The organism is Niabella yanshanensis (assembly GCF_034424215.1).
GTDB classification, from domain to species: Bacteria; Bacteroidota; Bacteroidia; order Chitinophagales; family Chitinophagaceae; genus Niabella; species Niabella yanshanensis.
Genome location: NZ_CP139960.1, coordinates 2,674,975 through 2,696,572 on the forward strand (window position 1 = coordinate 2,674,975; position 21,598 = coordinate 2,696,572).

25 protein-coding genes are annotated in these 21,598 nt (G+C 42.0%); 18 read left to right on the plus strand and 7 right to left on the minus strand.

From position 1 onward, the window contains the following. The first annotated feature begins 119 nt into the window (after positions 1-119). From U0035_RS10955 to U0035_RS10980, 6 genes are all read left to right on the plus strand, one after another. On the plus strand, positions 120-1,010 hold the full coding sequence (locus U0035_RS10955) for a collagen-like domain-containing protein (protein ID WP_211316359.1): 891 nt from the start codon (positions 120-122) through the stop codon (positions 1,008-1,010). Positions 1,011-1,166: 156 nt separating this feature from the next. After that, positions 1,167-1,772, plus strand: a complete 606-nt coding sequence (locus U0035_RS10960) for a hypothetical protein (RefSeq protein WP_114789838.1) — start codon at positions 1,167-1,169, stop codon at positions 1,770-1,772. Then, positions 1,772-2,482, plus strand: a complete 711-nt coding sequence (locus U0035_RS10965) for a hypothetical protein (RefSeq protein WP_114789839.1) — start codon at positions 1,772-1,774, stop codon at positions 2,480-2,482. Before U0035_RS10960 ends, U0035_RS10965 begins: the two co-directional genes overlap by 1 nt. A 46-nt stretch (positions 2,483-2,528) precedes the next feature. Next, entirely contained in the window at positions 2,529-3,002 is a 474-nt protein-coding gene (locus U0035_RS10970; RefSeq protein WP_114789840.1) for a hypothetical protein, read from the plus strand. Positions 3,003-3,028: 26 nt separating this feature from the next. After that, positions 3,029-3,694 carry a hypothetical protein gene (locus U0035_RS10975; protein WP_114789841.1) on the plus strand — a complete coding sequence of 222 codons (666 nt, stop codon included), beginning with the start codon at positions 3,029-3,031 and terminating at the stop codon, positions 3,692-3,694. Between the two features lie 55 nt (positions 3,695-3,749). Continuing rightward, positions 3,750-4,088, plus strand: coding sequence for a hypothetical protein (locus U0035_RS10980; RefSeq protein ID WP_114789842.1), 339 nt, complete (start codon positions 3,750-3,752; stop codon positions 4,086-4,088). 3 nt (positions 4,089-4,091) lie between these two features. On the opposite strand, the gene U0035_RS10985 is transcribed toward U0035_RS10980, so the two are convergent. Together U0035_RS10985 and U0035_RS10990 are read right to left on the minus strand one after the other, a co-directional pair. Continuing rightward, positions 4,092-4,499 (minus strand): RrF2 family transcriptional regulator, encoded by a 408-nt coding sequence (locus U0035_RS10985; RefSeq protein ID WP_114789843.1) that lies wholly within the window; start codon positions 4,497-4,499, stop codon positions 4,092-4,094. Between the two features lie 189 nt (positions 4,500-4,688). After that, positions 4,689-6,515 carry an LptF/LptG family permease gene (locus U0035_RS10990; protein ID WP_114789844.1) on the minus strand — a complete coding sequence of 609 codons (1,827 nt, stop codon included), beginning with the start codon at positions 6,513-6,515 and terminating at the stop codon, positions 4,689-4,691. A gap of 25 nt (positions 6,516-6,540) precedes the next feature. On the opposite strand from U0035_RS10990, the gene U0035_RS10995 reads away from it, so the two are divergent. Continuing rightward, positions 6,541-7,152 (plus strand): hypothetical protein, encoded by a 612-nt coding sequence (locus U0035_RS10995; RefSeq protein WP_114789845.1) that lies wholly within the window; start codon positions 6,541-6,543, stop codon positions 7,150-7,152. Positions 7,153-7,188: 36 nt separating this feature from the next. On the opposite strand, the gene U0035_RS11000 is transcribed toward U0035_RS10995, so the two are convergent. Beyond that, positions 7,189-7,566 carry an START-like domain-containing protein gene (locus U0035_RS11000; protein WP_114789846.1) on the minus strand — a complete coding sequence of 126 codons (378 nt, stop codon included), beginning with the start codon at positions 7,564-7,566 and terminating at the stop codon, positions 7,189-7,191. Between the two features lie 246 nt (positions 7,567-7,812). On the opposite strand from U0035_RS11000, the gene ffh reads away from it, so the two are divergent. The 4 genes from ffh (at position 7,813) to U0035_RS11020 (ending at position 10,999) form a co-directional block, all read left to right on the plus strand. Further along, positions 7,813-9,156, plus strand: coding sequence for a signal recognition particle protein (gene ffh, locus U0035_RS11005; protein ID WP_114789847.1), 1,344 nt, complete (start codon positions 7,813-7,815; stop codon positions 9,154-9,156). A 234-nt stretch (positions 9,157-9,390) separates the two neighbouring features. Beyond that, positions 9,391-9,867: a 30S ribosomal protein S16 gene (rpsP, locus tag U0035_RS23075; protein ID WP_114789848.1), complete on the plus strand. Its 477-nt coding sequence runs from the start codon at positions 9,391-9,393 to the stop codon at positions 9,865-9,867. Between the two features lie 7 nt (positions 9,868-9,874). Continuing rightward, positions 9,875-10,480: a ribosome maturation factor RimM gene (rimM, locus tag U0035_RS11015; RefSeq protein ID WP_327138743.1), complete on the plus strand. Its 606-nt coding sequence runs from the start codon at positions 9,875-9,877 to the stop codon at positions 10,478-10,480. A 51-nt stretch (positions 10,481-10,531) separates the two neighbouring features. Then, a complete protein-coding gene (locus tag U0035_RS11020) occupies positions 10,532-10,999 on the plus strand; it encodes a DinB family protein (RefSeq protein ID WP_114790458.1) in 468 nt (155 codons plus the stop codon). 1 nt (position 11,000) lies between these two features. Here the strand turns inward: U0035_RS11020 and U0035_RS11025 are convergent, their stop codons facing one another. Beyond that, a complete protein-coding gene (locus U0035_RS11025) occupies positions 11,001-11,342 on the minus strand; it encodes a hypothetical protein (protein ID WP_114789849.1) in 342 nt (113 codons plus the stop codon). Positions 11,343-11,458: 116 nt separating this feature from the next. On the opposite strand from U0035_RS11025, the gene U0035_RS11030 reads away from it, so the two are divergent. Next, the gene (locus tag U0035_RS11030; RefSeq protein WP_114789850.1) at positions 11,459-11,671 is read left to right on the plus strand and encodes a hypothetical protein; all 213 of its coding nucleotides are present in this window, start codon (positions 11,459-11,461) and stop codon (positions 11,669-11,671) included. A gap of 113 nt (positions 11,672-11,784) precedes the next feature. Here U0035_RS11030 and U0035_RS11035 read toward each other — a convergent pair whose 3' ends face one another. Next, positions 11,785-12,279 carry a helix-turn-helix domain-containing protein gene (locus tag U0035_RS11035; RefSeq protein WP_114789851.1) on the minus strand — a complete coding sequence of 165 codons (495 nt, stop codon included), beginning with the start codon at positions 12,277-12,279 and terminating at the stop codon, positions 11,785-11,787. A gap of 580 nt (positions 12,280-12,859) precedes the next feature. On the opposite strand from U0035_RS11035, the gene U0035_RS11040 reads away from it, so the two are divergent. From U0035_RS11040 to kbl, 5 genes are all read left to right on the plus strand, one after another. Then, complete coding sequence (locus U0035_RS11040) at positions 12,860-13,480, plus strand: hypothetical protein (RefSeq protein WP_114789852.1); 621 nt, start codon at positions 12,860-12,862, stop codon at positions 13,478-13,480. A gap of 101 nt (positions 13,481-13,581) precedes the next feature. Further along, positions 13,582-14,202, plus strand: a complete 621-nt coding sequence (locus U0035_RS11045; RefSeq protein WP_114789853.1) for a hypothetical protein — start codon at positions 13,582-13,584, stop codon at positions 14,200-14,202. A gap of 106 nt (positions 14,203-14,308) precedes the next feature. After that, positions 14,309-15,475, plus strand: coding sequence for a DNA polymerase IV (gene dinB, locus U0035_RS11050; RefSeq protein WP_245957646.1), 1,167 nt, complete (start codon positions 14,309-14,311; stop codon positions 15,473-15,475). Between the two features lie 110 nt (positions 15,476-15,585). Continuing rightward, positions 15,586-16,698: an ATP-binding protein gene (locus tag U0035_RS11055; protein WP_114789855.1), complete on the plus strand. Its 1,113-nt coding sequence runs from the start codon at positions 15,586-15,588 to the stop codon at positions 16,696-16,698. 96 nt (positions 16,699-16,794) lie between these two features. Then, positions 16,795-17,982, plus strand: a complete 1,188-nt coding sequence (gene kbl, locus U0035_RS11060) for a glycine C-acetyltransferase (protein WP_114789856.1) — start codon at positions 16,795-16,797, stop codon at positions 17,980-17,982. Between the two features lie 138 nt (positions 17,983-18,120). On the opposite strand, the gene U0035_RS11065 is transcribed toward kbl, so the two are convergent. Next, positions 18,121-19,437 carry an ABC1 kinase family protein gene (locus U0035_RS11065; RefSeq protein ID WP_114789857.1) on the minus strand — a complete coding sequence of 439 codons (1,317 nt, stop codon included), beginning with the start codon at positions 19,435-19,437 and terminating at the stop codon, positions 18,121-18,123. 36 nt (positions 19,438-19,473) lie between these two features. Beyond that, on the minus strand, positions 19,474-20,148 hold the full coding sequence (locus U0035_RS11070) for a hypothetical protein (RefSeq protein ID WP_114789858.1): 675 nt from the start codon (positions 20,146-20,148) through the stop codon (positions 19,474-19,476). A 271-nt stretch (positions 20,149-20,419) separates the two neighbouring features. On the opposite strand from U0035_RS11070, the gene U0035_RS11075 reads away from it, so the two are divergent. After that, positions 20,420-21,331, plus strand: a complete 912-nt coding sequence (locus U0035_RS11075) for a hypothetical protein (RefSeq protein ID WP_114789859.1) — start codon at positions 20,420-20,422, stop codon at positions 21,329-21,331. Positions 21,332-21,598 lie beyond the last annotated feature (267 nt).

Consider the following 21,598-nt stretch of genomic DNA (forward strand, 5'->3'; position numbering starts at 1 on the left):
AAAAAAACCAAAACAGATTTCCGCTAAAGCAGGCAAGGTTCTAAAAAAGCCCTTCGTAACCATATTAAAAGCCATGCCACGCAAAGCAAAAAACACACAACAAAAACCTAAAAAATAAAATGATGAGAGTACGAAATCTTCTACTGGTGATGTTAGCCTTTATTATTGCAGCAGCTGCCTGCAAAAAAGGTGATACCGGCTCTGCCGGCCCGCAAGGGCCTAAAGGCGATATTGGTGCTACCGGGGCCGATGGCACCCAGATATTCTCCGGCCAGGGTGCACCCGCTGCCACACTGGGCAGAAACGGCGATTTTTACCTGGACCTTACGACCAGCAATATGTATGGCCCCAGGGCAAATGCCGGCTGGGGAGCGCCCTACGCTTTAAAAGGAGCCAACGGCAGTAACGGAGCTAACGGTAACGCGGGTTCCAAAATATACAGCGGCAACGGAGCGCCTGATAACACCACAGGCATTGCTGGTGATTATTTTATGAGCACGGACACCTACCTGTTTTACGGTCCTAAAACTGAAGCGGGTTGGGGCTTGCCGGTTAATTTGAAAGGACCGAAAGGCGATAAGGGAGACGCGGGCGCCGGAGCTATATCAATACTTATTAACCCATCTTCTATTAGGTGGGAAACGGTTAGAATTTATGAGCAGCCTTATACTATAGCAGACATCAGCATACCTCAGATAGATGAAGATATCATTAATAATGGTGCCATTTTAGTTTACCGTAATCCAAGAAGCGCCGGCACATGGACACCATTGCCCTATACATTGAGAGACGAACCAGGGAGGGTGTGGCTTTACAACTATGAGTTGAGTGTAGGTAAATTAAGGCTGACCATTGTAAAAAGCATCGGGACCGATTTCGGAGATGAGTCTCTTAACACTCCTTACCGGATAGTTATTATAAAAGGTAGTGCAATAGTTGCAGCAAAAGCTAAAGGCATAAACTTTAAGAATTATAACCAGGTAAAAACAATTTTCAATCTGAAAGGTTAGCGTCAGCTAATTAAGGCGGCACGGCCCTACCGTTTACAATGGAAACCTGAAGGTTGAGCTTAGGTTTTAAAAAGGGGCTGTATCAAAATTAAATGAAGCAGCCACCCGATATGCACTTACAGTTTTTACAATGGCATAATTCATAAAAATATCATCATGAAAAATCAACAACCCGATTTAATGAATCTTCAAAAGAAGATCACCCACATTTATGATCGTTTCAAACCCGCGCCCGATGATGAAGATACCACATCTCCCTGGTTTTCCCTTATTCGAACAGCGCTGGAACGAACTGAGCACCGCCTTTCAAAATTGGAAGTACTTGGCCGGTTTAATCCTTATATATGGGAACTGATTGGAGACCGCCTGCGGCGTTTCAGCTCCAATGCCGATTCCAGGTACCTTAACCCACAGCCGATACCTCCACGTTGGCTGTTTGCGAGTGAACTGGCATCAGTTATCGTAGAGCGGGCTCAATTAATATCAGACATTTCTGAAGGGATACAGAAAGGAAGCGCCGTAAAAGCAGCGGGTAATTTCATTATGCAGTTCGCAGATGGTATTTGTCCCGATCCTCCGAAAATAAAAATCCCTAAAGGCTGGCCCTGGCCGCAGCCCGATCCTGATCCACGCTGGAATGCTCCGGAACTGGCTGCAGTTGCTGAAATTTTTATTAAAGTATCCGCTCAGAGTACCTTAAAAAACGTGTATCAAACAGCATCTGAAAAAATTATCGAAACAGCATCGAACAGAATTCAATAATGTCGAAATCTACATCTATGGAGAAAAAATACCGGGTACTACTAATGACTTTCGTTTTAATAGCAGTGATATCCTTATCGGGGTTTTACGAATCCTATTTTCAGTTCTTACCCCAGTTCAGTAGGTTTCCCGCAGTCATCCATATTCATTTTTCTGCGTTCTTTTGCTGGTTTGCTATGATCATTATTCAACCTCTTTTAATCAGGCAAAAAAATTACACTCTTCATAGAAAGGTTGGCCGGCTTTCTTACCTGCTGGCTCCTATATTAGTATTAACGATTATTGTACTGGTAAGGGATAAGGCGCAACGAGAATGGGCAGTATCAACAGACAATGCAGCTATGACCGCATTTATAGGTTTGCTGGACATCCTGTCTTTCTCGGCATATTATATCATTGCTATGATCAAACGCAATAATACGCGTTGGCATGTGGCATTTATTATTGCCGCCAGCCTGGTAGTACTAAATCCTGGTATGGCAAGACTGCTGAATCAAATCAAACCCGGCCTGGGACTGGCGGGTGCGGTTCTGGCACCGTTCCTGGTATCTGCAGCAATTATTTTATTCGAAAAAATAAAATATAAACGGCAGGTACTAACAAGCCCCTATGCCCTTTTCTTTTTATGCTGGGCACTTGAAATAGCACTACTGATGGCAATACCCCAAACAACACTATGGAAAAAAATGGTCTCCACTTTTATAATGTAGCGGCAGATTACTGTACAAACTTTTGAATCCCCAAAAAAATAAACAGATGAAACAACTTTTATTAATAGTGGTTTTACTCAGCCAACAGCTCTTAATGCAAGCTCAAACACCAGCTGCCCCCTATATCCAAAACCTTAATCCCGAAGAAGAAAATATGGTACAGTTTCCTTTAGATATCATCGGTCAAAACTTCACTTATCCAGGCAATGGCACATGGAGATGGCGCAGCTCGATAATAAAAATCTCCATACTTGCTAAATATATAGCCAGTCCTACATCCAGCATATTACAACACGTTTCAGGGCAAACAATCGTAAATATAGGTGGCGGATGGCGTTTCAACGACTTCAGCATCAACCTGCCGACGCCCTATGCACACTTGGCTTATGTTGAAACTACCTATACTCTAACCATTTGGCATGAGTTCAATGGTCAGAAATCTGAAGAGGTGGTATATTATTTAAAAAAGCCCGGATCTAAATATACTCCGCCGGGTTGGTACACCTCTGAAAATCCTTAATACTTAACACCTTTAAAATGATTCGTATGAAAACATATATTACACTAATCGCATTGTTTTTTCTCGCAGCCGGTTGTAAAAAGAACGATCTTATTGAACAGCGCACCGTTATAACAATCAGCGATCTTAAAGAACAATACATTGCCGGTGCTTACGAATGGGATAAGACAGCCACCTTATACACTGTCACCTTTGATGAAAGTGAAGGCAGACTATATGCGAACTATCAGACATATAAGACCTTTAAGAGAGCTCCCGCTTATTTAAGTAATGATACCGTTAGAGTAGAATTTGATACCTGGGGCGAGCATCACTATGTATATGCATTAAAAAGAGAAAGAGGGAATATAAAACTCCAATATGTTTATTTAAGTGGTGGCATTGGTCCATTTAAAGAATTGTCTACTTATATTAACCCCGTTGATAATGGGCTAAACTTTGGTGGCTATACTTTTCAACAGACAGATAAAGCTAACTCCTTCCTGAAGTTTGATGCCAACAGCAAATGGGGATGGGCGACCACTGCCGGTTCGATTGTGCTAAACAGAACGTATAACAGCATCAAAAATCTTATATGGTATGGTAATACCCATCTGGGGTTTATGGTACCTGCATGGAAAGAGCATGCCATTCCGATTATGGTTGTGCAAAACAACAACGGGGAAATTGTGGTTTTTAAGCAGCATCAATAAAAAGTTTATATTTATTAGCTGGGTTATTCTCTAATTGGTAACATCAACTCATCTTATGCAATCGAAAAAAATTGAGATCACCGATTACGACTACCAGTTTCCGTTAAATAAAACTGCGGGAAGCTATGCATCTCTAAATGTGTATAAACATATACGGGGCGCTATCACACCTGCGGCCAATATTCAGTTCTATTATGTAAAAATTCCGGCCGGGGCTCCTAATCGTGTTGACTTTGAAGAAGCATATGCACACACATCTCTGCCTGCCACTCTGCTGCCCCGGATAATAGGCTTGCTACGCAATGAAAAACCCGTTTTCATTTGGTTCTATTCTAATAACAGCGTCAGGATAAGTTCTTCCCGAGAAAATGTTGGTGATAACGACCAGGCTTAAGCCTTAGTCCCGCAAATCAGCCAGGGTTTTGCTTTCGAGTACCGCCAGCGTAGCATCACGCACTTCTACCATAGCATCGTGCAAGCCACAATGCTTTTCGTTGCAGTTATCGCAGCGCTTATAAAAGTACAGGCTTACGCAGGGTAGCATGGCAATAGGCCCATCAATCAGACGGATGATTTTTGCCATTTTTATAGTAGATGGCTCTACCTTAAAAAAGTATCCTCCGCCTTTTCCTTTTTTACTGTCAAGGATATCAGCTTTTTTAAGTTCCAGCAGGATATTCTCTAAAAACTTAAGGGGTATCTTTTTTTTTTCGGAGATCTCTGAAATCAACACAGGTCCCTCCTTCTGCCTGTCGGCAAGGTAAGTAAGAGCTTTAAATGCGTATTGAGATTTTTTGGTAAGCATATGTAATAGTCTACAAATTTACAAGAAATTTCTCATTTGCAAATGAGTATAGCAATGTATCGATAGCTTAACAACTATCTATTGACGTAAATGAGTAAACGTTTCTGGTTAAAAATAACCCTGCCCCATGTCCTGTTTTTCGTTCACAGACTTAGTTTTTGCGGGTGTAAAGAACTTCATCAGGATTCTTTACCCCAGCTTCTTTAATACTTTACGCTTAATCCTTGTATAAAACTCTTTATTAAATAAGTTAGAATCGTGCATGGCTTTGTAAATCAGGAAAACGCCCACAGGAACAAGCACGAACGTTGAGAGCCACATTCCCGAAAAGGCGCTCATTTCCATTTCCTTGGCCAGCTTCTCCCCACGTGTAGAAACGAAGTAGAACACCATGAAGAAAATAATGGCAAATATCATGGGCGTACCTAAACCGCCCTTCCTGATAATAGAACCCAATGGTGCCCCAATCATAAATAATACAATGCAGGCAAGCGCCAAAGCAATTTTTTTATGCCATTCTATTTTGTACTTCTGCAGGGTCTTTTCCTGCTCCACGATATTGTTGCCGTTCATCTCCAGGTTATTCCGGAAACTTTCCAAACTGGTCAATGCCCGGTCCTGGATCTGTTGCCGGGCACTGTCTGGTAGCAACGCTGTAAAGCTGTTAGGATCTTTTTTAACCGGCTTCACTTTCGCCGCAGCTTTGGCCAAGCTATCTTTTTTAGTTGCCGAAGTATCTCTTTTATTTTTCGCTGTATCTTTTGTTGAAGTTGCCCCCCGGGCAGCAGTATCTGATTTCTTCTTTTTAAGGGTGTCCTTATTAAGATCCCGTTGAGGAGGTGGCGGCGCTAAAGGCTTCAGACCCATTTTTATCGAATCCCTTTTTGCTTTACGCCGGGTAGAATCGGCAATCCGTTTCAACCGTAAAGAGTCCTTCCTTGCTACGCGCTTCAGCGAATCAGTTTTTAGCTTCTGCCGGGTACTATCCCGCTTTGCCCTGACTCTTGCCGAATCTTTCTCCGCTTTAGTGCTGTCCTTTTTAACGCCCATATAGGCGTCGATATTCGCTTTGAAATTGAATATAGAGTCGGGGATCTTAATACCGGTAGTGATACTATCCCTATAGTTTAAGATCATGAAGTTGGCATAAATCGTAGCTTCAAAATTTTTTGCTATCTCGCCATTAAACTTACTGATAGAGTCAATAGCCACATCTAACTGACGCATATTGTACATCCGCTCATTATTCACATTAGCGCTGTCATCAGACTTGCTGAACTTAAAGGAGCTGATGTCCATCTGCATTTTATACTCCTTAAAACCCAGTCTGATATAGTCTGTAGTAGAATCTCCTTTACCTCCCCGCTCCTCATATCTCCATCCGTTTTTAAATACAATATCAAGAAAGCGTTTGTCGGCCGAAGGTTTCATTACACCATCCCTGGCAATCAAAAACGCATCCTGCAAGCTGTTATCTCCCGCCTGGTAAACTATTACATCCCTGATAATAGAATCATTGGCTTCCTTTTTCCCTATTTTGATGGCAAACTTGTCAATACCATCAAAAAAAACACCTTCCTTAATGGCAAATGCCGGTTTTGCCAGTACAATATCAGCTAATAAGGTCCTCGATTTCAGGTTGGCTACCGGTATAGCATAATTGGAAAAAAGAAATGCACCCAATGCAATACCACCTGCCACAACAAACAAGGGCCGCATAAAACGCATGAGCGAAATACCGGCTGATTTAATGGCGACCAACTCAAAGCTTTCCCCCAGGTTACCAAAGGTCATCAGCGAAGAAAGTAACACAGATAAGGGTAAAGCAAGGGGAATTAATACGGCACTTTGATACCAGATAAACTTTAAAATGGTGCCCGCATCCAGTCCTTTTCCCACGAAATCATCTATCCACAGCCAAAAGAACTGCATGATCAACACAAACAGCGTAATGAAAAAAGTGGCCACAAACGGGCCAATAAAAGCTTTTATAATTAGTTTATCTAACTTCTTCACCTGCGTAATAGTATATCTTTACCTGATGCAATCAGCAAAAATACGTCTTTCACCCGAGCATATAAAGCTTGTTACCAATGCCGGCTGGATTTTAACAAAGAATGAAATTCTGCTGCACATTAAAACAGCTTTTGAAGAACTGTATACCTGGCAGCAGTCCACCCTTCAATCCTATTTGTTACCTGCCGACATTTTAAAGCCGGGTGGGAAAATATCACGCGGAGAAAACTACCTGGGTTTACCCTGGATGGTTTTAGACAACCCGCGGCATTTCGTAAAAGGAAATATTTTCGCGGTAAGAACCTTATTCTGGTGGGGGCGCTTTTTTAGCACCACTTTACACCTTTCTGGCATTTGGCAACAAAATGCGGGACAGCAACTGATTCATGCTTTCGAAAGCCTGCAACGGGCATCTTTAAAAATATGCTATAGTGGCGACGAATGGGTACATGATATAAACAGCGACTCCTACACATCCCTTAACGGGATGGATCAAAAAACTTTTGGGAAAATAATACAGGAAGCCCCGTTCGTAAAAATTGTGGCGCATACCAGCATTGAAAACATCGAAAACTCAATGGAAATCCTGATGCAGCAGTTTGAGTTTTTGGTAAGTATACTTGGAGATGACAGCTAGATTACTGTCATCTGTTAACTTATAAAGGTTACACCCTTAGTTTCCCAACCTGTGAAAAAGATCTTTCACCTGGTAGTCCCAAAGCTGGCTTTGATCCTTTATCTCCCTTTTTTCAGCAAAATCGGTGATCACCAGAATGGTTTGATTGGTTATTTCAGACTTATCTATTTTGAACTCAAAATATTCATCTTTGGGTGAATTGGCCCATTTAAAACGGATAAAGCTTTCTTCTTCCTGCTCCAGAACCACCGCTTCCTCGTAGGTCCCGTTCCAGCCGAAATAAAACTTCCCGTCACGTTCATCAACGTGTTCGGCAAACCATTCTCCCAACCCGTTAGAGGTAGCTAAAAACTCATACAATATTGTTGGGGAGCAGCGAACGGGATACTCCAAAGTGAACTTCTGTTTACTCATCGTCACGAAATATTATTACTCAATAAGTCGCAATTATATAAAATTTATCAAACAAACAAAATTTATTTTTATTTAGCCGTCCGCGGTGCTACAAGGGAACGCTCTTTCCTGCCCCCGTTCATGCCTGCACGCGCGGGCGTTCGGCACAGGCGGGCGTATCACACTTGCGCTCGTACTGCTATCACCAAAAACGTCTAAAAGCGGTATATTTGCACACATTTTGTAAAACAGGATATTCACAACAGTATGTTCAACAATCTACAGGATAAATTAGATACCGCCTTTAAGAACCTGAAAGGCCAGGGCCGTATAACCGAACTTAACGTAGCATCTACCATAAAAGAAATTCGCCGCGCATTGGTAGATGCGGATGTAAACTATAAAATAGCTAAGGATTTTACTGACAAGATCAAGGACAAAGCTGTTGGGGAAAAAGTGATTAATGCGGTTAGTCCCGGGCAGTTAATGGTAAAAATTGTAAAGGATGAGTTAACCGAACTGATGGGTGGCGAGGAAGCTCCCTTTAACGCCAAAGGTAATCCTGCCGTGATACTGATCGCGGGTTTACAGGGTAGTGGTAAAACTACTTTTAGCGGCAAACTGGCTAACTTCCTGAAAACCAAGAAGGGACTAAATCCGTTGCTGGTAGCAGCCGATATTTATCGCCCGGCGGCGATGGAACAACTTCGTGTGCTGGGAGAACAGATTGGTGTAGAAGTTCACATTGAGCTGGAGAATAAAGATGCGGTAAGTATCGCGCAAAGCGCTGTAGCCAGTGCTAAAAGCAAAAACAAAAACGTAGTCATCGTAGATACTGCAGGCCGTTTAGCAATAGACGAGCAAATGATGACCGAGGTAGCCAATATTAAAAATGCTGTGAATCCACAGGAAATTCTTTTTGTGGTAGACAGCATGACGGGCCAGGATGCCGTAAATACAGCCAAAGCATTCAATGAGCGCCTTGACTTTAGCGGGGTGGTGCTGACAAAATTAGATGGTGATACCCGGGGTGGTGCGGCCATTTCCATACAGTACACAGTGAACAAGCCGATTAAGTTTGTTAGTAACGGTGAGAAAATGGATGCGCTGGACGTATTTTATCCCGAAAGGATGGCGCAACGTATATTGGGAATGGGGGATATCACCTCCCTGGTAGAACGTGCCCAGCAACAGTTTGACGAAGAGCAGGCTAAAAAGATTGAGAGCAAGATCCGCAAAAACAAGTTTGATTTTGCCGATTTCAAGGCCCAGCTGGAGATGATCAAAAAAATGGGGAATATGAAAGACCTGTTAGGTATGATCCCTGGTGTGGGCAAACAAATTAAAGACCTGGATATCAGCGACGACAGCTTTAAAGGTATTGAAGCGATTATTGATTCGATGACGCCCGAAGAACGCAGCAACCCGGACCTGATCAATGGCAGCCGTCGCAAACGCATTGCCCTGGGCAGTGGTAAAGACATTGCAGAAGTAAATGCCTTCATGAAGCAATTTGAGCAGATGCGTGATATGATGAAAAATATGAATAAAATGGGAGCTTTCGGCAAAATGATGCCGGGAGGACTGGGAGGAATGAAAAGACCATTCTAAATACTTTTAAACTTATTTTCGGAAGCAACGGCACGGTTTAAACCGTGCCGTTGGTGTATGGGGACCACGTAAATCTTAACGAATCGCAAAAACTTAAAATTATTTTACTTTTTAAAAAGTTTGTGTTCGGTTTACATAAAAGTTTATATACCTTTGACCCCCCAAATCAACTGATAAACCCATTTGGTTTGGGACTTAATAATTATTTTTTAACGCCTTAAATTTCTATTTAAAATGGCAGCTAAAATTAGATTGCAAAGACACGGCTCTAAAAAAAGGCCCTTTTACTTCATCGTTGTTGCTGACGCAAGAAGCCCTCGTGATGGTAAATTTATTCAAAAATTAGGTACTTATAACCCTTTGACTATTCCTGCTACTATTGAGCTGGATCGTCAAAAAGCATTGGAGTGGCTGAACAAAGGTGCAACACCTACAGATACAGTTCGCCGTATCCTGAGCTTTAAAGGAGTATTATACCTGAAGCACTTATTACGTGGTGTAAAATTGGGTCTGTTTGATGAAACTGCAGCAATGCAGAAGTTCACAACTTGGAGTGCAGAGCATGAAGAGCACATTAAAAGGCGCCAGCAGAAGGCTATCGACGAAAGAAGAGCTAAACGCAGGGTAGCCAGTGCCGTTCCTCGTAAAGTAGCTGAACCTAAAGCAGACGCTCCTGCACCTGAGGCAAATGCTGAAGGCGGAGAAGCTTAATAAGCTTATGGAACAAAAAATTAAAAGCGGTTCAGTGATAAGCTGGATCGCTTTTTTATTTTCCTTATTTTGCAGCATTATGGCACAAACGCCAAACCCTAATTATATCAGCATCGGCAAAATTGCCGGCACTCACGGCCTTAAAGGCGATGTGGTACTAAAGCACGCGCTTGGTCAAAGAACAGCGCTTAAGGATCTTAAAACCCTGTTCATCAAAGACAAAACAGGCAGCTACCTGCCGTGGTTCCTGGAAAACGCGAAAATTAAAAGCGAAACAGAAACCTTTGTAAAGCTGGAAGGCCTGGACACAGTAGAAACGGCCCGCCCTATTGTACAAAAAGAAGTGTGGTTGGCTGTTGCCGACTTCGACAAATATGCCGCTAAAAATTCGGTGATCAGCTTTATTGGGTATACTATAATTGACGCCGGCAGAGAGTTGGGGCAAATTGAGGAAATTATTGAGCAACCTCACCAGGTGCTTTGCAGGTTGCATATTGAGGGTAAGGAAGTGCTCATTCCCCTGCATGAAGAAACACTGCAAAAGGTAGACGCTAAAACCAAAATAGTTCATGTTTCCCTCCCTGATGGACTATTGGATATTTATTTATCTTAAAAATAAAATGCCGGCCTGCCATATCAAAGGGTGTCCCGTACATTTGCGGGTATGAACATCAAACAACACATAGCCTGCCACCTGGTTGAGGTGCACAGAGGCGGTAACTGGACAGATGTGAGCATTGCCTGTACGTTGAAAGATATCAGCTGGCAACAGGCGGTGATGATCACGCCTTTTTCGCCCAATAGCATTGCCATGTTATTGCACCATACCACCTACTGGAACCGTATTGTGGCGCTTCGGGGGCAGAATATTGAACCGGAAATCAATGAAAGTAATGGCATGAACGTTCCTGCGTTCAACAGTGACGAAGATTGGGATCATCTGAAAAAAGACAATATCCATTCGGCAGAAGAACTGGCTACGATTATAGAAGGCTATGATATAGGCAGCCTGTATAATCCCATACTACCTGGCCATTCCAGCGCATATAAAAATTTCCAGGGGCAGGTAGAGCATGTCCATTATCACCTGGGGCAAATGGTGATGATAAAAAAGCATGTACAACTACTGTAAATTATTGATCAGTACAGTTCGCAATCGACCGGATATTTTTTACTTCACTCCAGTTAGCCACTGTTATTGAGTCTCCACTGCAATTAACCCCAACGCCTGATGTTTTAGGAACTGTATTCCAGTTAATACATTGTGCGTCTGAGAAATAGATTACTGAAGACCTATAAATGCCTTTACCGAGCGAATAGCTACATCCTGCACCGCAATCAGACATTTCTTTCCATTTTTCTTTTTGCAGTGTAATATAATAGTCATCACAGTTTTCTTCTACTCCTTCACGTTTGGAGCATGCACATATTGTTAAAACGAACACAGTCACCGGTAGCAGCAGAATAGCTTTCATATATTTAGTTTTATACACTCTGGCAGTATTTCATTGGTGTTGGATGACTTCCCTTTTAATTAAAACGTCGGGTGGTTGCTAAATGCAACACCAATTTAAAAATTTATTTTTGACAAGTGAGCGCAGTCAAACCCTATATCGCTCATTTCGACCTGGATTCCTTTTTCGTTTCGGTGGAGCTATTGCTTCAGCCCGAACTGAAAGACAAGCCGATGATTACGCCACGGTTGATGTTTTTTCACCAACCGGTCGAACCCGTTAATCTACCCCCTACAAGGATGCTTGCTGGTGAGAAACATCAGCAAGGGCCAACCATATTTACACTCTAAGAGGGGTTAGCATAGTGATGTTAGCTTTCCTTTTTCAATCTTGCTGATGTCGCTATAATCTATATTGCTAAAATCTGTTACTTAGGTGCGAGATTAAATATTATGATTGGCGGTTATCTTAATAAAATTCTCTTATCAATATTAAGTCCGAATGCAAGCTTAAGTATTGTCAATAACGTTAAATTAATCGTTCCCTTTAAATATTTTAATGTATCACTATAGTCTATGTTTAGGGCTAGGATGCTTAACTCTTCAGGATTAATTTTCTGTTCTTTCATTTTTTTCAGGATCCTAAGTCCTAATTGTCTTTGTTCTTTCTCTACAGCTATCTTGATACTTTCTTCAGTCAAAGGTGCAGTACGAATCTTTGGTGTTTTTCCTTTTATCGTCATCAAATCATTTAAGCTTACTGAAAATACCAGTTTGAACTTTACTAAAGTAGCCAGTTCAATATTTTGTGGTTCTTTCATAATAGCTCTAATTGTTGATTCTGAAGAATGTGATAACCGGGCCAACTGTCTTTGCGAAATTTTATTTTCAGTAATCCAGTTTTTTAAATTAAGCGCCAAATAGCTAATAAGTTCTTTGCACTCTTTATCAATGTTCATTTACGGAAAATGGACAATAAATTCAAAATAAAAATAGGGTTATAATGCGCAATTAATATACTTAGTATCTTTGAATTATAGTAGTTCATTTGGTAATAGATGCGACTATTAAAATAGTATTTTCGCGATCACTTCATAAAATATTTGAAGCATTCGCTTTGAGTCTTGTAGCTGAAAGGTTCCGTGGTCGTTTTTATTATGGCTTATGGCCAACACAAGGCAACAACCCGCACGCACTACACGAGGAGGGCCATAACCCGCTGTAGCCGGTAACAAAGCCACGCCCCAAACTGCTGGCAGGAGTGTTAATAAAATAAATTTTAATTACAATTTATTTACTAAATAAATTAGTACATTTGTGCTGGTTTTCTATACTTTTGTTACGATTATCCGTTTACCTGTGGTTTATGCCTAAATTTTGAAAAGCCCTTTTGCCACAGGGCATTTGTTAAGCCTCGCCGCTATACCCCGGCGTAGTATACCCGTACAATAGCCTATATATTTTGATAAGTTGTAGCAAAGTACCCCTTTGCAGCAAAGCAGGCTATAAACCAACCTTAAAACGCATAAAATAAATACAATGAAAAACAAAAAAACAAACGACCCGTTCGAAACCCAGGGCTGGGCGCTGGAGGTAATAACCGACCCCTACCAGGTTATTGCACACTGCTTTAACCTGGACGACATTGCCGGCTACCGGTGTACTATCAGGCAGGTGCTCCTATCTGCAGGCAGCTCTAAAGTGCATCGTAAAAGTGATCCCGCTACCGTGCTGCGGCAATTTAAAGCTATTACATCAGTAATATTGGCTGCTAAAGAGCTCTGCCATTTAAAAAAAAGTACCGAATTAAAAATTGCCGACAAACAGCTTATGGAAAAACGCTTGTATGCAAAACCCTACTCCATTTGCCCCGAGTGGGATTATATGCCCAGGCTACTGAATACAACTGAGTATAAAAACCCCTACCTGGTTTTCAGGCGCCTTTTAAAATGCCATGATGTACCCAAATGGAGGGCATTAATGGACGAAATAATAGACTATGCATTTGCCAGCTATGCCGATAAATGCGATTTAAACCTGCTTGCATTATTCCTTCATTTTACAAAATTAATGGAGGCCGCCCACCTTATTGATGTAAGAGAAATTACACACTTGGGCGGCTACTTAAAGCCAGGCATTGTATTACAAGCCAACCCTTAAAGGAAGTACCCCACCGTTTATTATGTCCAACCGAGCCTAATAACGCCACTATTTTTTAACCGCCACACGGAGCTGATCCGCGCGGCTATAAAACAATACCAATGAAAAATTACATCAGCCAGTTACATGGCAACGAGCAAAATACGGTGCATTGCATTAAAAAACTTATTGCCGGTCAAATGAATGCACTCATTATTTACGGCTTCGGGTTCGAAACCGTAAGCATGGTTAAACGATCGGCTTTTATTAAAAAACACATAAAGGAAAAAAGATCGTTTACCTGCGACCTGCTTATTATTACTCCCGACCCGGTAACAATCGACAACGCAAAAAAAACTGAAGTACAGGAAATGATCGCCCATTTCGGACAGGTAAATATGACCGTTCATACAATAAGCTTTGTATTACAGCAACTCAATAACGGCAATTTATTTTTTAACTGGGTGCACAAAAACGCGATGCTGTTGCACAACCACAATAATAGCGTTCAACTATTACCCCCTGCTATCAGCAGCGAATATTGGCCACAGGTGGAAGCATTTTATGCCGCCGACCCGGAAATGGCTAGCTACCTGCACGTTAACCTGCAGCCTATTGTAAAGCCACATCCGAAAGAAAAAGCACCGGCACAGCCACCGCTGGAAATACGGCTAACATTGGATACGCAGCCGGGCTGGCAGGCTGCTGCCCCTGACCATGTAGCCCGTGGAAACATACAATAGGTAGACACACTAACTATTAGGAGGCCCGGCACCGCTGCCGGGCCTTTGTGCTATTTGCATGGTGAGGGCTGGGCTTTTTGCAGCCGCTGTTCTTACCTTTGTCCTGTTGAATCAACCCCGTCCGTATATCGCCCATTTCGACCTGGATTCTTTTTTCGTATCCGTGGAGTTGTTACTTCACCCGGAGCTGAAAGGAAAACCGGTAATCGTGGGTGGGTCGGCTAACCGGGGTGTGGTATCCACCTGTAGTTATGAAGCCAGGAAATTTGGTGTGCATTCCGCTATGCCAATGGCTACTGCCATGAAATTGTGCCCACAGGCTGTTGTACTAAGAGGCACTTATCAACAATATAGCCATTACTCCAAAATGGTAACAGATATCATCGCCTCCAAAGTACCGTTATTTCAGAAAGCTTCTATCGATGAGTTTTACTGCGACCTCACGGGAATGGATCGTTTTTTTAACGTAAGCCAATACACCCAGCAACTCCGCACATTTATTATAAAAGAAACAGGATTACCCATTAGTTGCGGGCTTTCTTCTGCCAAATTCATCAGCAAAATGGCTACTAATGAAGCTAAGCCCAACGGCTTCCTCGAAATTCCACACGGAAAGGAAAAAGAATTTTTATGGCCGATGGGCATTGAAAAAATTAATGGCGTGGGTAAGCAAACGGAGCAACGCCTGAGAAATATCGGTCTGCACACCATTAAAGATATCGCCCAAACCCCTGTTGCTATACTGGAGAAAAAACTGGGTAAATGGGGACAGGAGCTTTGGCAGAAAGCACATGGCCTGGGCAGCGCCGAGTTAACCACCGAATGGAACCAGAAAAGCATGAGTCATGAAACCACTTTTCATGAAAATCAAACCAATATTGAGTTTATCCATAGCCAATTGGTAAGACTTACCGAAAAAAATGCCTACGATCTCCGGCAGGATGAAAAACTAACCGGTTGCCTGACAGTTAAAATACGGTACGATGACTTTGAAACAACTAATAAGCAGGAAAGCATTCCCTACACGTCATTAGACGATGAATTGATAGAAAAAGCGAAAGATATTTTTGACAAGTTTTACCAGCGGGGTCGAGCCATCCGGCTCATAGGTGTACGGTTCAGCCAGCTGGTGGACACCGGCATGCAAATGAACCTCTTTAACGATCAGCACAATAAATTAAACCTGTACAAAGCGGTGGATGATATAAAGAACCGCTTCGGCGACAAGCTGGTTTCGAAAGCCGTGGTAGGCAGAAAAAAACCCAGGGAATAAACCTATTCCCCGAATATTAGTATTTTCAGGGATCGTATTCCCCAAATATTAGCATTTTCAGGGATTATATTCCCCGAATATTAGTATTTTTGGGGAACAAATCAGCTTTTATGTATATCAGAAGCATTCAGAAAGAGATCGAATCTAAGTTCGGTAAGAAAAAAGCTATTATAATTTTTGGTCCGAGGCAGGTGGGCAAAACAACACTTATTGAGCATATACTTAAAAATGAGTCTTACCTATTTTTGAACTGTGACGACCCCACCACCAGCACCCTTTTAACGAATGCTAATACAGAACAGTTGAGAGCTCTTATAGGGAATTACAAAATTGTTTTTATTGACGAAGCACAACGTATAGAAAACATTGGCCTCACCTTAAAAATAATTACAGACACTTTTAAAGATGTACAACTTATTGTTAGCGGCTCTTCTGCACTGGAATTATCGAATACTTTAAAAGAACCTCTTACCGGCAGAAAATGGGAATATGAGTTATGGCCCGTTTCCTGGAAAGAATTTGAAGCCAGCACCGGGTATCTTAAAGCACAACAGCAACTCGAACTTAGAATTGTCTATGGTATGTACCCTGATGTAATTAACCGGACAGGAGAGGAAGAAGAGACATTGAAAGAATTGGCCGGAAGTTATTTGTACAAAGATCTATTGGCCATAGGAGGCATAAGAAAGCCCGAAGTACTTGAAAAAATTTTGCAGGCGTTGGCACTTCAATTAGGACAGGAAGTAAGCTACAACGAATTAGCGTCGCTTATCGGAGTTGATAAAAAAACCATTGCTACGTATATCGACCTCTTACAAAAAGCTTATGTAATCTTTAGGTTGGGAAGCTTTAGCCGTAACCTTCGCAATGAAATTAAAACCAACCAGAAAATATACTTTTTAGATACAGGGATCAGAAATGCAGTTATCGGAAATTTCACTCCCTTGGGCTTACGACAAGACAAGGGGGCTTTGTGGGAAAATTTTTTAATTGCCGAAAGACAAAAAAAACTAAAATATGAACGGCTGAACGCACATCCCTATTTCTGGAGAACGGTACAGCAACAGGAAATCGATTATGTAGAAGATGGGAATGGTATCATTACAGGATACGAGATAAAATGGAACGCCAACGCCAAACTCAAAGCTTTCTCATCTTTTAAAGAAACATACAATGCCGATGTTCATTTGATCCACCACCAGAACTTCAGGGAATTTCTTTAATTCCTGCGCAACCGTTTGTCTTTATACTGTTGCCAAAAAGCTTTTTATTTGCAGAAGCTTTGCAAATAAAAAAATATTCATTTTTAATCAGGAAATATGAACGAAAAATTTACCCAACGTATCGCAGGTGAGGTGGAAGAAATAAAAACCTCCGGCTTATACAAAAGCGAGCGAGTTATTAATAGCCCGCAGGGTGCCGAAATAGAAGTTAACGGCAAAACGGTGCTTAACTTTTGCGCCAATAACTACCTGGGCCTCTCCTCCCACCCCGATGTAATTAAAGCGGCCCACGAAGCCATCAACTCTCATGGTTATGGCATGAGCAGTGTTCGTTTTATTTGCGGAACACAAGATATACATAAAGAATTAGAGAAAAAGATCTCTGAATTTTTAGGCACCGAAGATACCATTCTATACGCAGCAGCTTTTGATGCGAATGGGGGCGTATTTGAACCCCTGTTTAATGATCAGGATGCTATTATATCGGACGCATTGAATCATGCCAGCATTATCGATGGTGTAAGACTTTGTAAAGCCCAGCGCTTCAGGTATGAACATAATAATATGGAGGACCTGGAAGCTAAATTACAGGAAGCAGCCGGCTGCCGTAGCCGCATTATCGTAACCGATGGTTCATTCAGCATGGACGGCACTATTGCCCAATTGGATAAAATTGTGGCACTGGCAGAAAAACACGATGCAGTGATTATGATCGACGAGTGCCATTCTTCGGGGTTCCTGGGTAAAACCGGTCGCGGCACCCACGAGTACCGTGGTGTAATGGGTAAAATAGATATTATCACCGGTACTTTAGGTAAAGCATTGGGCGGCGCATCTGGAGGTTTTACTTCGGGGCGTAAAGAAATTATTGACATGTTGCGCCAGAAATCACGTCCTTACCTGTTTAGCAATACAGTAGCACCTTCTATTGTCGGGGCATCTATCGCAGTACTGGATATGCTATCAGCCTCAACCCATTTGCGTGACAAGCTCGAATTCAACACTAAATATTTCCGGGAAAAGATGACAGCGGCTGGCTTCGACATTAAACCAGGCGATCACCCTATTGTGCCAATCATGCTCTACGATGCCGTGCTGGCAGCCGATTTTGCAGCAAAACTATTAGAAGAAGGCGTATATGTGATTGGCTTCTTCTTCCCGGTGGTTCCCAAAGGCCAGGCGAGAATACGGGTACAATTAAGTGCAGCTCACGAACAGGGGCACCTGGATAAAGCCATCGCAGCCTTCACCAAAATAGGTAAAGAGTTGCGAGTATTGAAATAATAGAAAAGAATAGCATTATCTGACGTCATGGACCGCGGTTCATGACTTTTTTATTAAAACATAACCTAAAGACTCCTATAATAAATACTGTTTACGAATAAGCCTGCATAATCTGCAGTTTGGGATAACAGGTTTTTCCTATTTCCTGAATTTTTCAAAATTGTTGATGTTGATATGGGAGGCTTTCAGTTCATGCATCATATTGTACAATCCGAAGAAAGTGCGGTTCATATAGATAAAATGTCTGGAACCTCTGTTGGTATTGAATTTGCGCATTTCACTAAGCCTGGCATATTGTTGTCCCAAAGCTGCTATTTCTTCGAAAAACTTCTCGTCAGAAAAATCGAAATGCGCAGCATTAAACGGGCGCGTAAACAATTCCAGCATGTCGTAAAACAGTTGCTTAAAGTATGTCTTTTCTTCCGGTGAATCTTCAGCCGCCAATATCTCCAGTTCGTATAATTTCTTCTCAAACATCGATGGGATCTTAAGGTTCTTTTGATCAGCTAACTCAAAGTAGGGTTTATAAAAATCAGCAGGAATTTCTTTAATGCAGCCAAAATCAATCACCAGCAACTCGCTGTCAGCAGATATTAAAAAGTTACCCGGATGTGGATCAGCATGCAGCTTCCTGAGCACATGCAATTGGTACATATAAAAATCCCAGAAAGTTTGTCCCAGTAGATTCCGATCGGCTTCGGTATGCCCCTTTTGAACGTACTCTGAGAAATGAATACCGTCCATCCAGTCCATTGTGAGAATCTTCTCGCAGGAATAATCCGGGTAATAACCAGGGAATTTTATATTCGGTAAATGGGCACAATCATTTGCAAACTGCTGGCTTCGTTTCAACTCCAGCACATAATCGGTTTCTTCAAAAAGTTTTTGCTCCACTTCCCCAAAGTATTTTTCAGAACCCTCTTTTCGGATATTGAACATCTTCATAGCAATGGGTTTTACCATTTTCAGGTCGGACGAAATACTCTCTTTTACACCCGGGTACTGAATTTTGACAGCAAGCTTTTTATCGCTTTTCATAGCCTGGTGCACCTGCCCGATACTTGCAGCGTTGATCGATTCAGGAGAGAAACTATCAAAAATATCTTCAGGGTTTTTACCAAAATATTGCCGGAAGGTTTTACGTACCAAAGCAGCCGAGAGTGGAGGCACCGAAAATTGTGAAAGTGAAAATTTATCTACATAAGCTGCAGGTAACAAGTTCTTTTCCATGCTCAGCATTTGCGCTACTTTAAGCGCCGAGCCTTTCAGCTCTTTTAAACTGTCATAAATGTCCGTAGCATTTTGCTCATGCAGGTTGGCGCGGGCCTCGGCTTCATCTTTGGTTAACTTCTCCCCGTAATACTTAATATAATTAATACCCACTTTAGCTCCTGCCTTCAATAAGTTACCCGCACGTCCTATTTTGCTGGTGGGTATAGAATTCAATGTCTTCATTCACAAATATCATTTGATTGAGAATAGCCTGACGCATTATCCCATTTGAAATTTTTCTTTCCACAAAAACTTCCCCAGGTCCAGTACCTTATTCATAATGGGATTGCTGACCACATCAAACCCCGTGTCGATCGTCTTTTCGATGTAGATATCCGTTTTCTCGAATCCGAGCGAATCATCTTTTTTCCAGAACTCCAAAACGCTTACAAAATGCAACCATAAAACGCCCTCCTTCGATTTTCCGTTAAACTGTTTCAGGAACTCAGGCGCTTTTTCAAAAAAATCTTCATTGTCGAACGAAAGCCTTTGACTGAATTGCTTGTGCCTGGATTTTAAAGCGCGAAGTAATCGATGTTGCTGCACCAGGTCGCCCTTCAGCAACAACAGTATCAACGATCGGTTGAGCTTAAAATTCTCGAAAAGGATAAAATACAAATTGAGTAATTTTTCCCTGGCAGGCATTTCCTGAAAATGTTCAATCTGAGCGGCCAGTTCTAATGACCTGTCAAAAAAATGAACCAGGTAAGCTTGCTCCAAACTATCGAACCCCGAGAAAAAATCATAAAAGGCGCTCTCCGTTAACTGGTGTTTTTTTGCAAACAGGTACACACTTTCCGGGCGCTTTCCATGCGTTAGCAGGTATTCGCTGTACCACTCCATTAAAGTAGTTTTATCAATTGGCTTTGCTTTTGTTTTGTTTACATTTTTCATGACCGGTTCTTTTTTGATGGAAATTTGTGTGCCAGGCTGTCAAAGCTAATCAAAGTATACTGTATTGCTATAACGGTTTCCACATAGCATCATAACAACAGGAAAACAAATAAGGTTGAGACATCCCTGGCGTTTTAATTTCTTTAACAGAATGCTGTAAATTTACCTATGTTAAAATATTTCCGGTGAGCTGGAGTATGGATACCGTATCAATTTCAAATTGACCGTCGATATCAGGTTGCTATAAGACGGGAAGCTTGTTCATCACCTCATGTTTGCAAAACTTATTACATTTTTATTATGCCTTATAACCATACAACAGGTTGGGGCTCAAACCCAGGCTCCCCTGGCGCAATTCCCATCGCCCATGCTTGAAAATATACGCAGGCATGAACGGGTTACGTTTGAGATGGAGCCTTCAAAAACAATCATACTTAATGACATACTACCTAAACCTGTAACTATATATCTTCCGGCCAATCTCCGGAAATCAAAGCAGGCCGATTTATTGATTCACTTTCATGGTTTAGCGCCAGTCGTAGCCTATGCAGCCTATCAATATAAGTATCCGTTAATCGCCGTTTCTGTCAACCTCGGATCGGGATCCGCGGCGTATGCGCAACCTTTCGTTAATGATGCAGCTTTTGAAAAACTCAGGCAAGCCGTTTTGGATACCGTGCGCAAACATATCGGACGTTCTTTGCCTACGGGAAAAATCATTCTGAGTGGATTTAGCGCAGGCTATGGAGCCATCAGAAGTATTCTTTTGCACCCTGCAGCCTTTAAAGACATTCAAACTGTTCTGCTTTTAGACGGTTTACACACCAGTTATATCCCCGAAAGAAAAGTATTAGCAGAGGGAGGTTTGATCGACTCTATCTCCCTTGACCCCTTTATTCAATTTGCCAGGGAAGCCATTAATAAATTGTCAGGTAAGAAATTCATGTTTACCCATTCAGAGATTTTCCCGGGCACATTTTCCAGTACCACGGAAACAGCCCAATATCTGTTGCAAAAATTAAATATCAAAACAATCCCTGTTTTAAAATGGGGGCCTTTAGGTATGCAACAGATCAGTAAAGCATCAAGCGGAAATTTTTCTGTATTAGGCTTTGCCGGTAATACTGCACCTGATCATATCGATCATTTTCATGGTTTATTTCATTTTTTGCATCAGCTATAAAGTTCCCAACGCATCAATTAAATTCCGGCATACACTCCGCAATAGAGTGCAATTCAATTTTTCGCCAAAGTCGTGCCAGCCGAGGTGCCCGCCCGAGTCTGTACGCCCGCCTGACCGGACGGGCAGGGACGGGGAAGCATCTCCTAAATAGCGGCGGTTTCTCCGGGGACAGAGACGCATCAATCATGAATATATCGCTGCGATGCAGCTCTGCTGCCTTCATGACTATTTTTTTACTGATATGTTGCAGCTACGCTGCTTTTATTA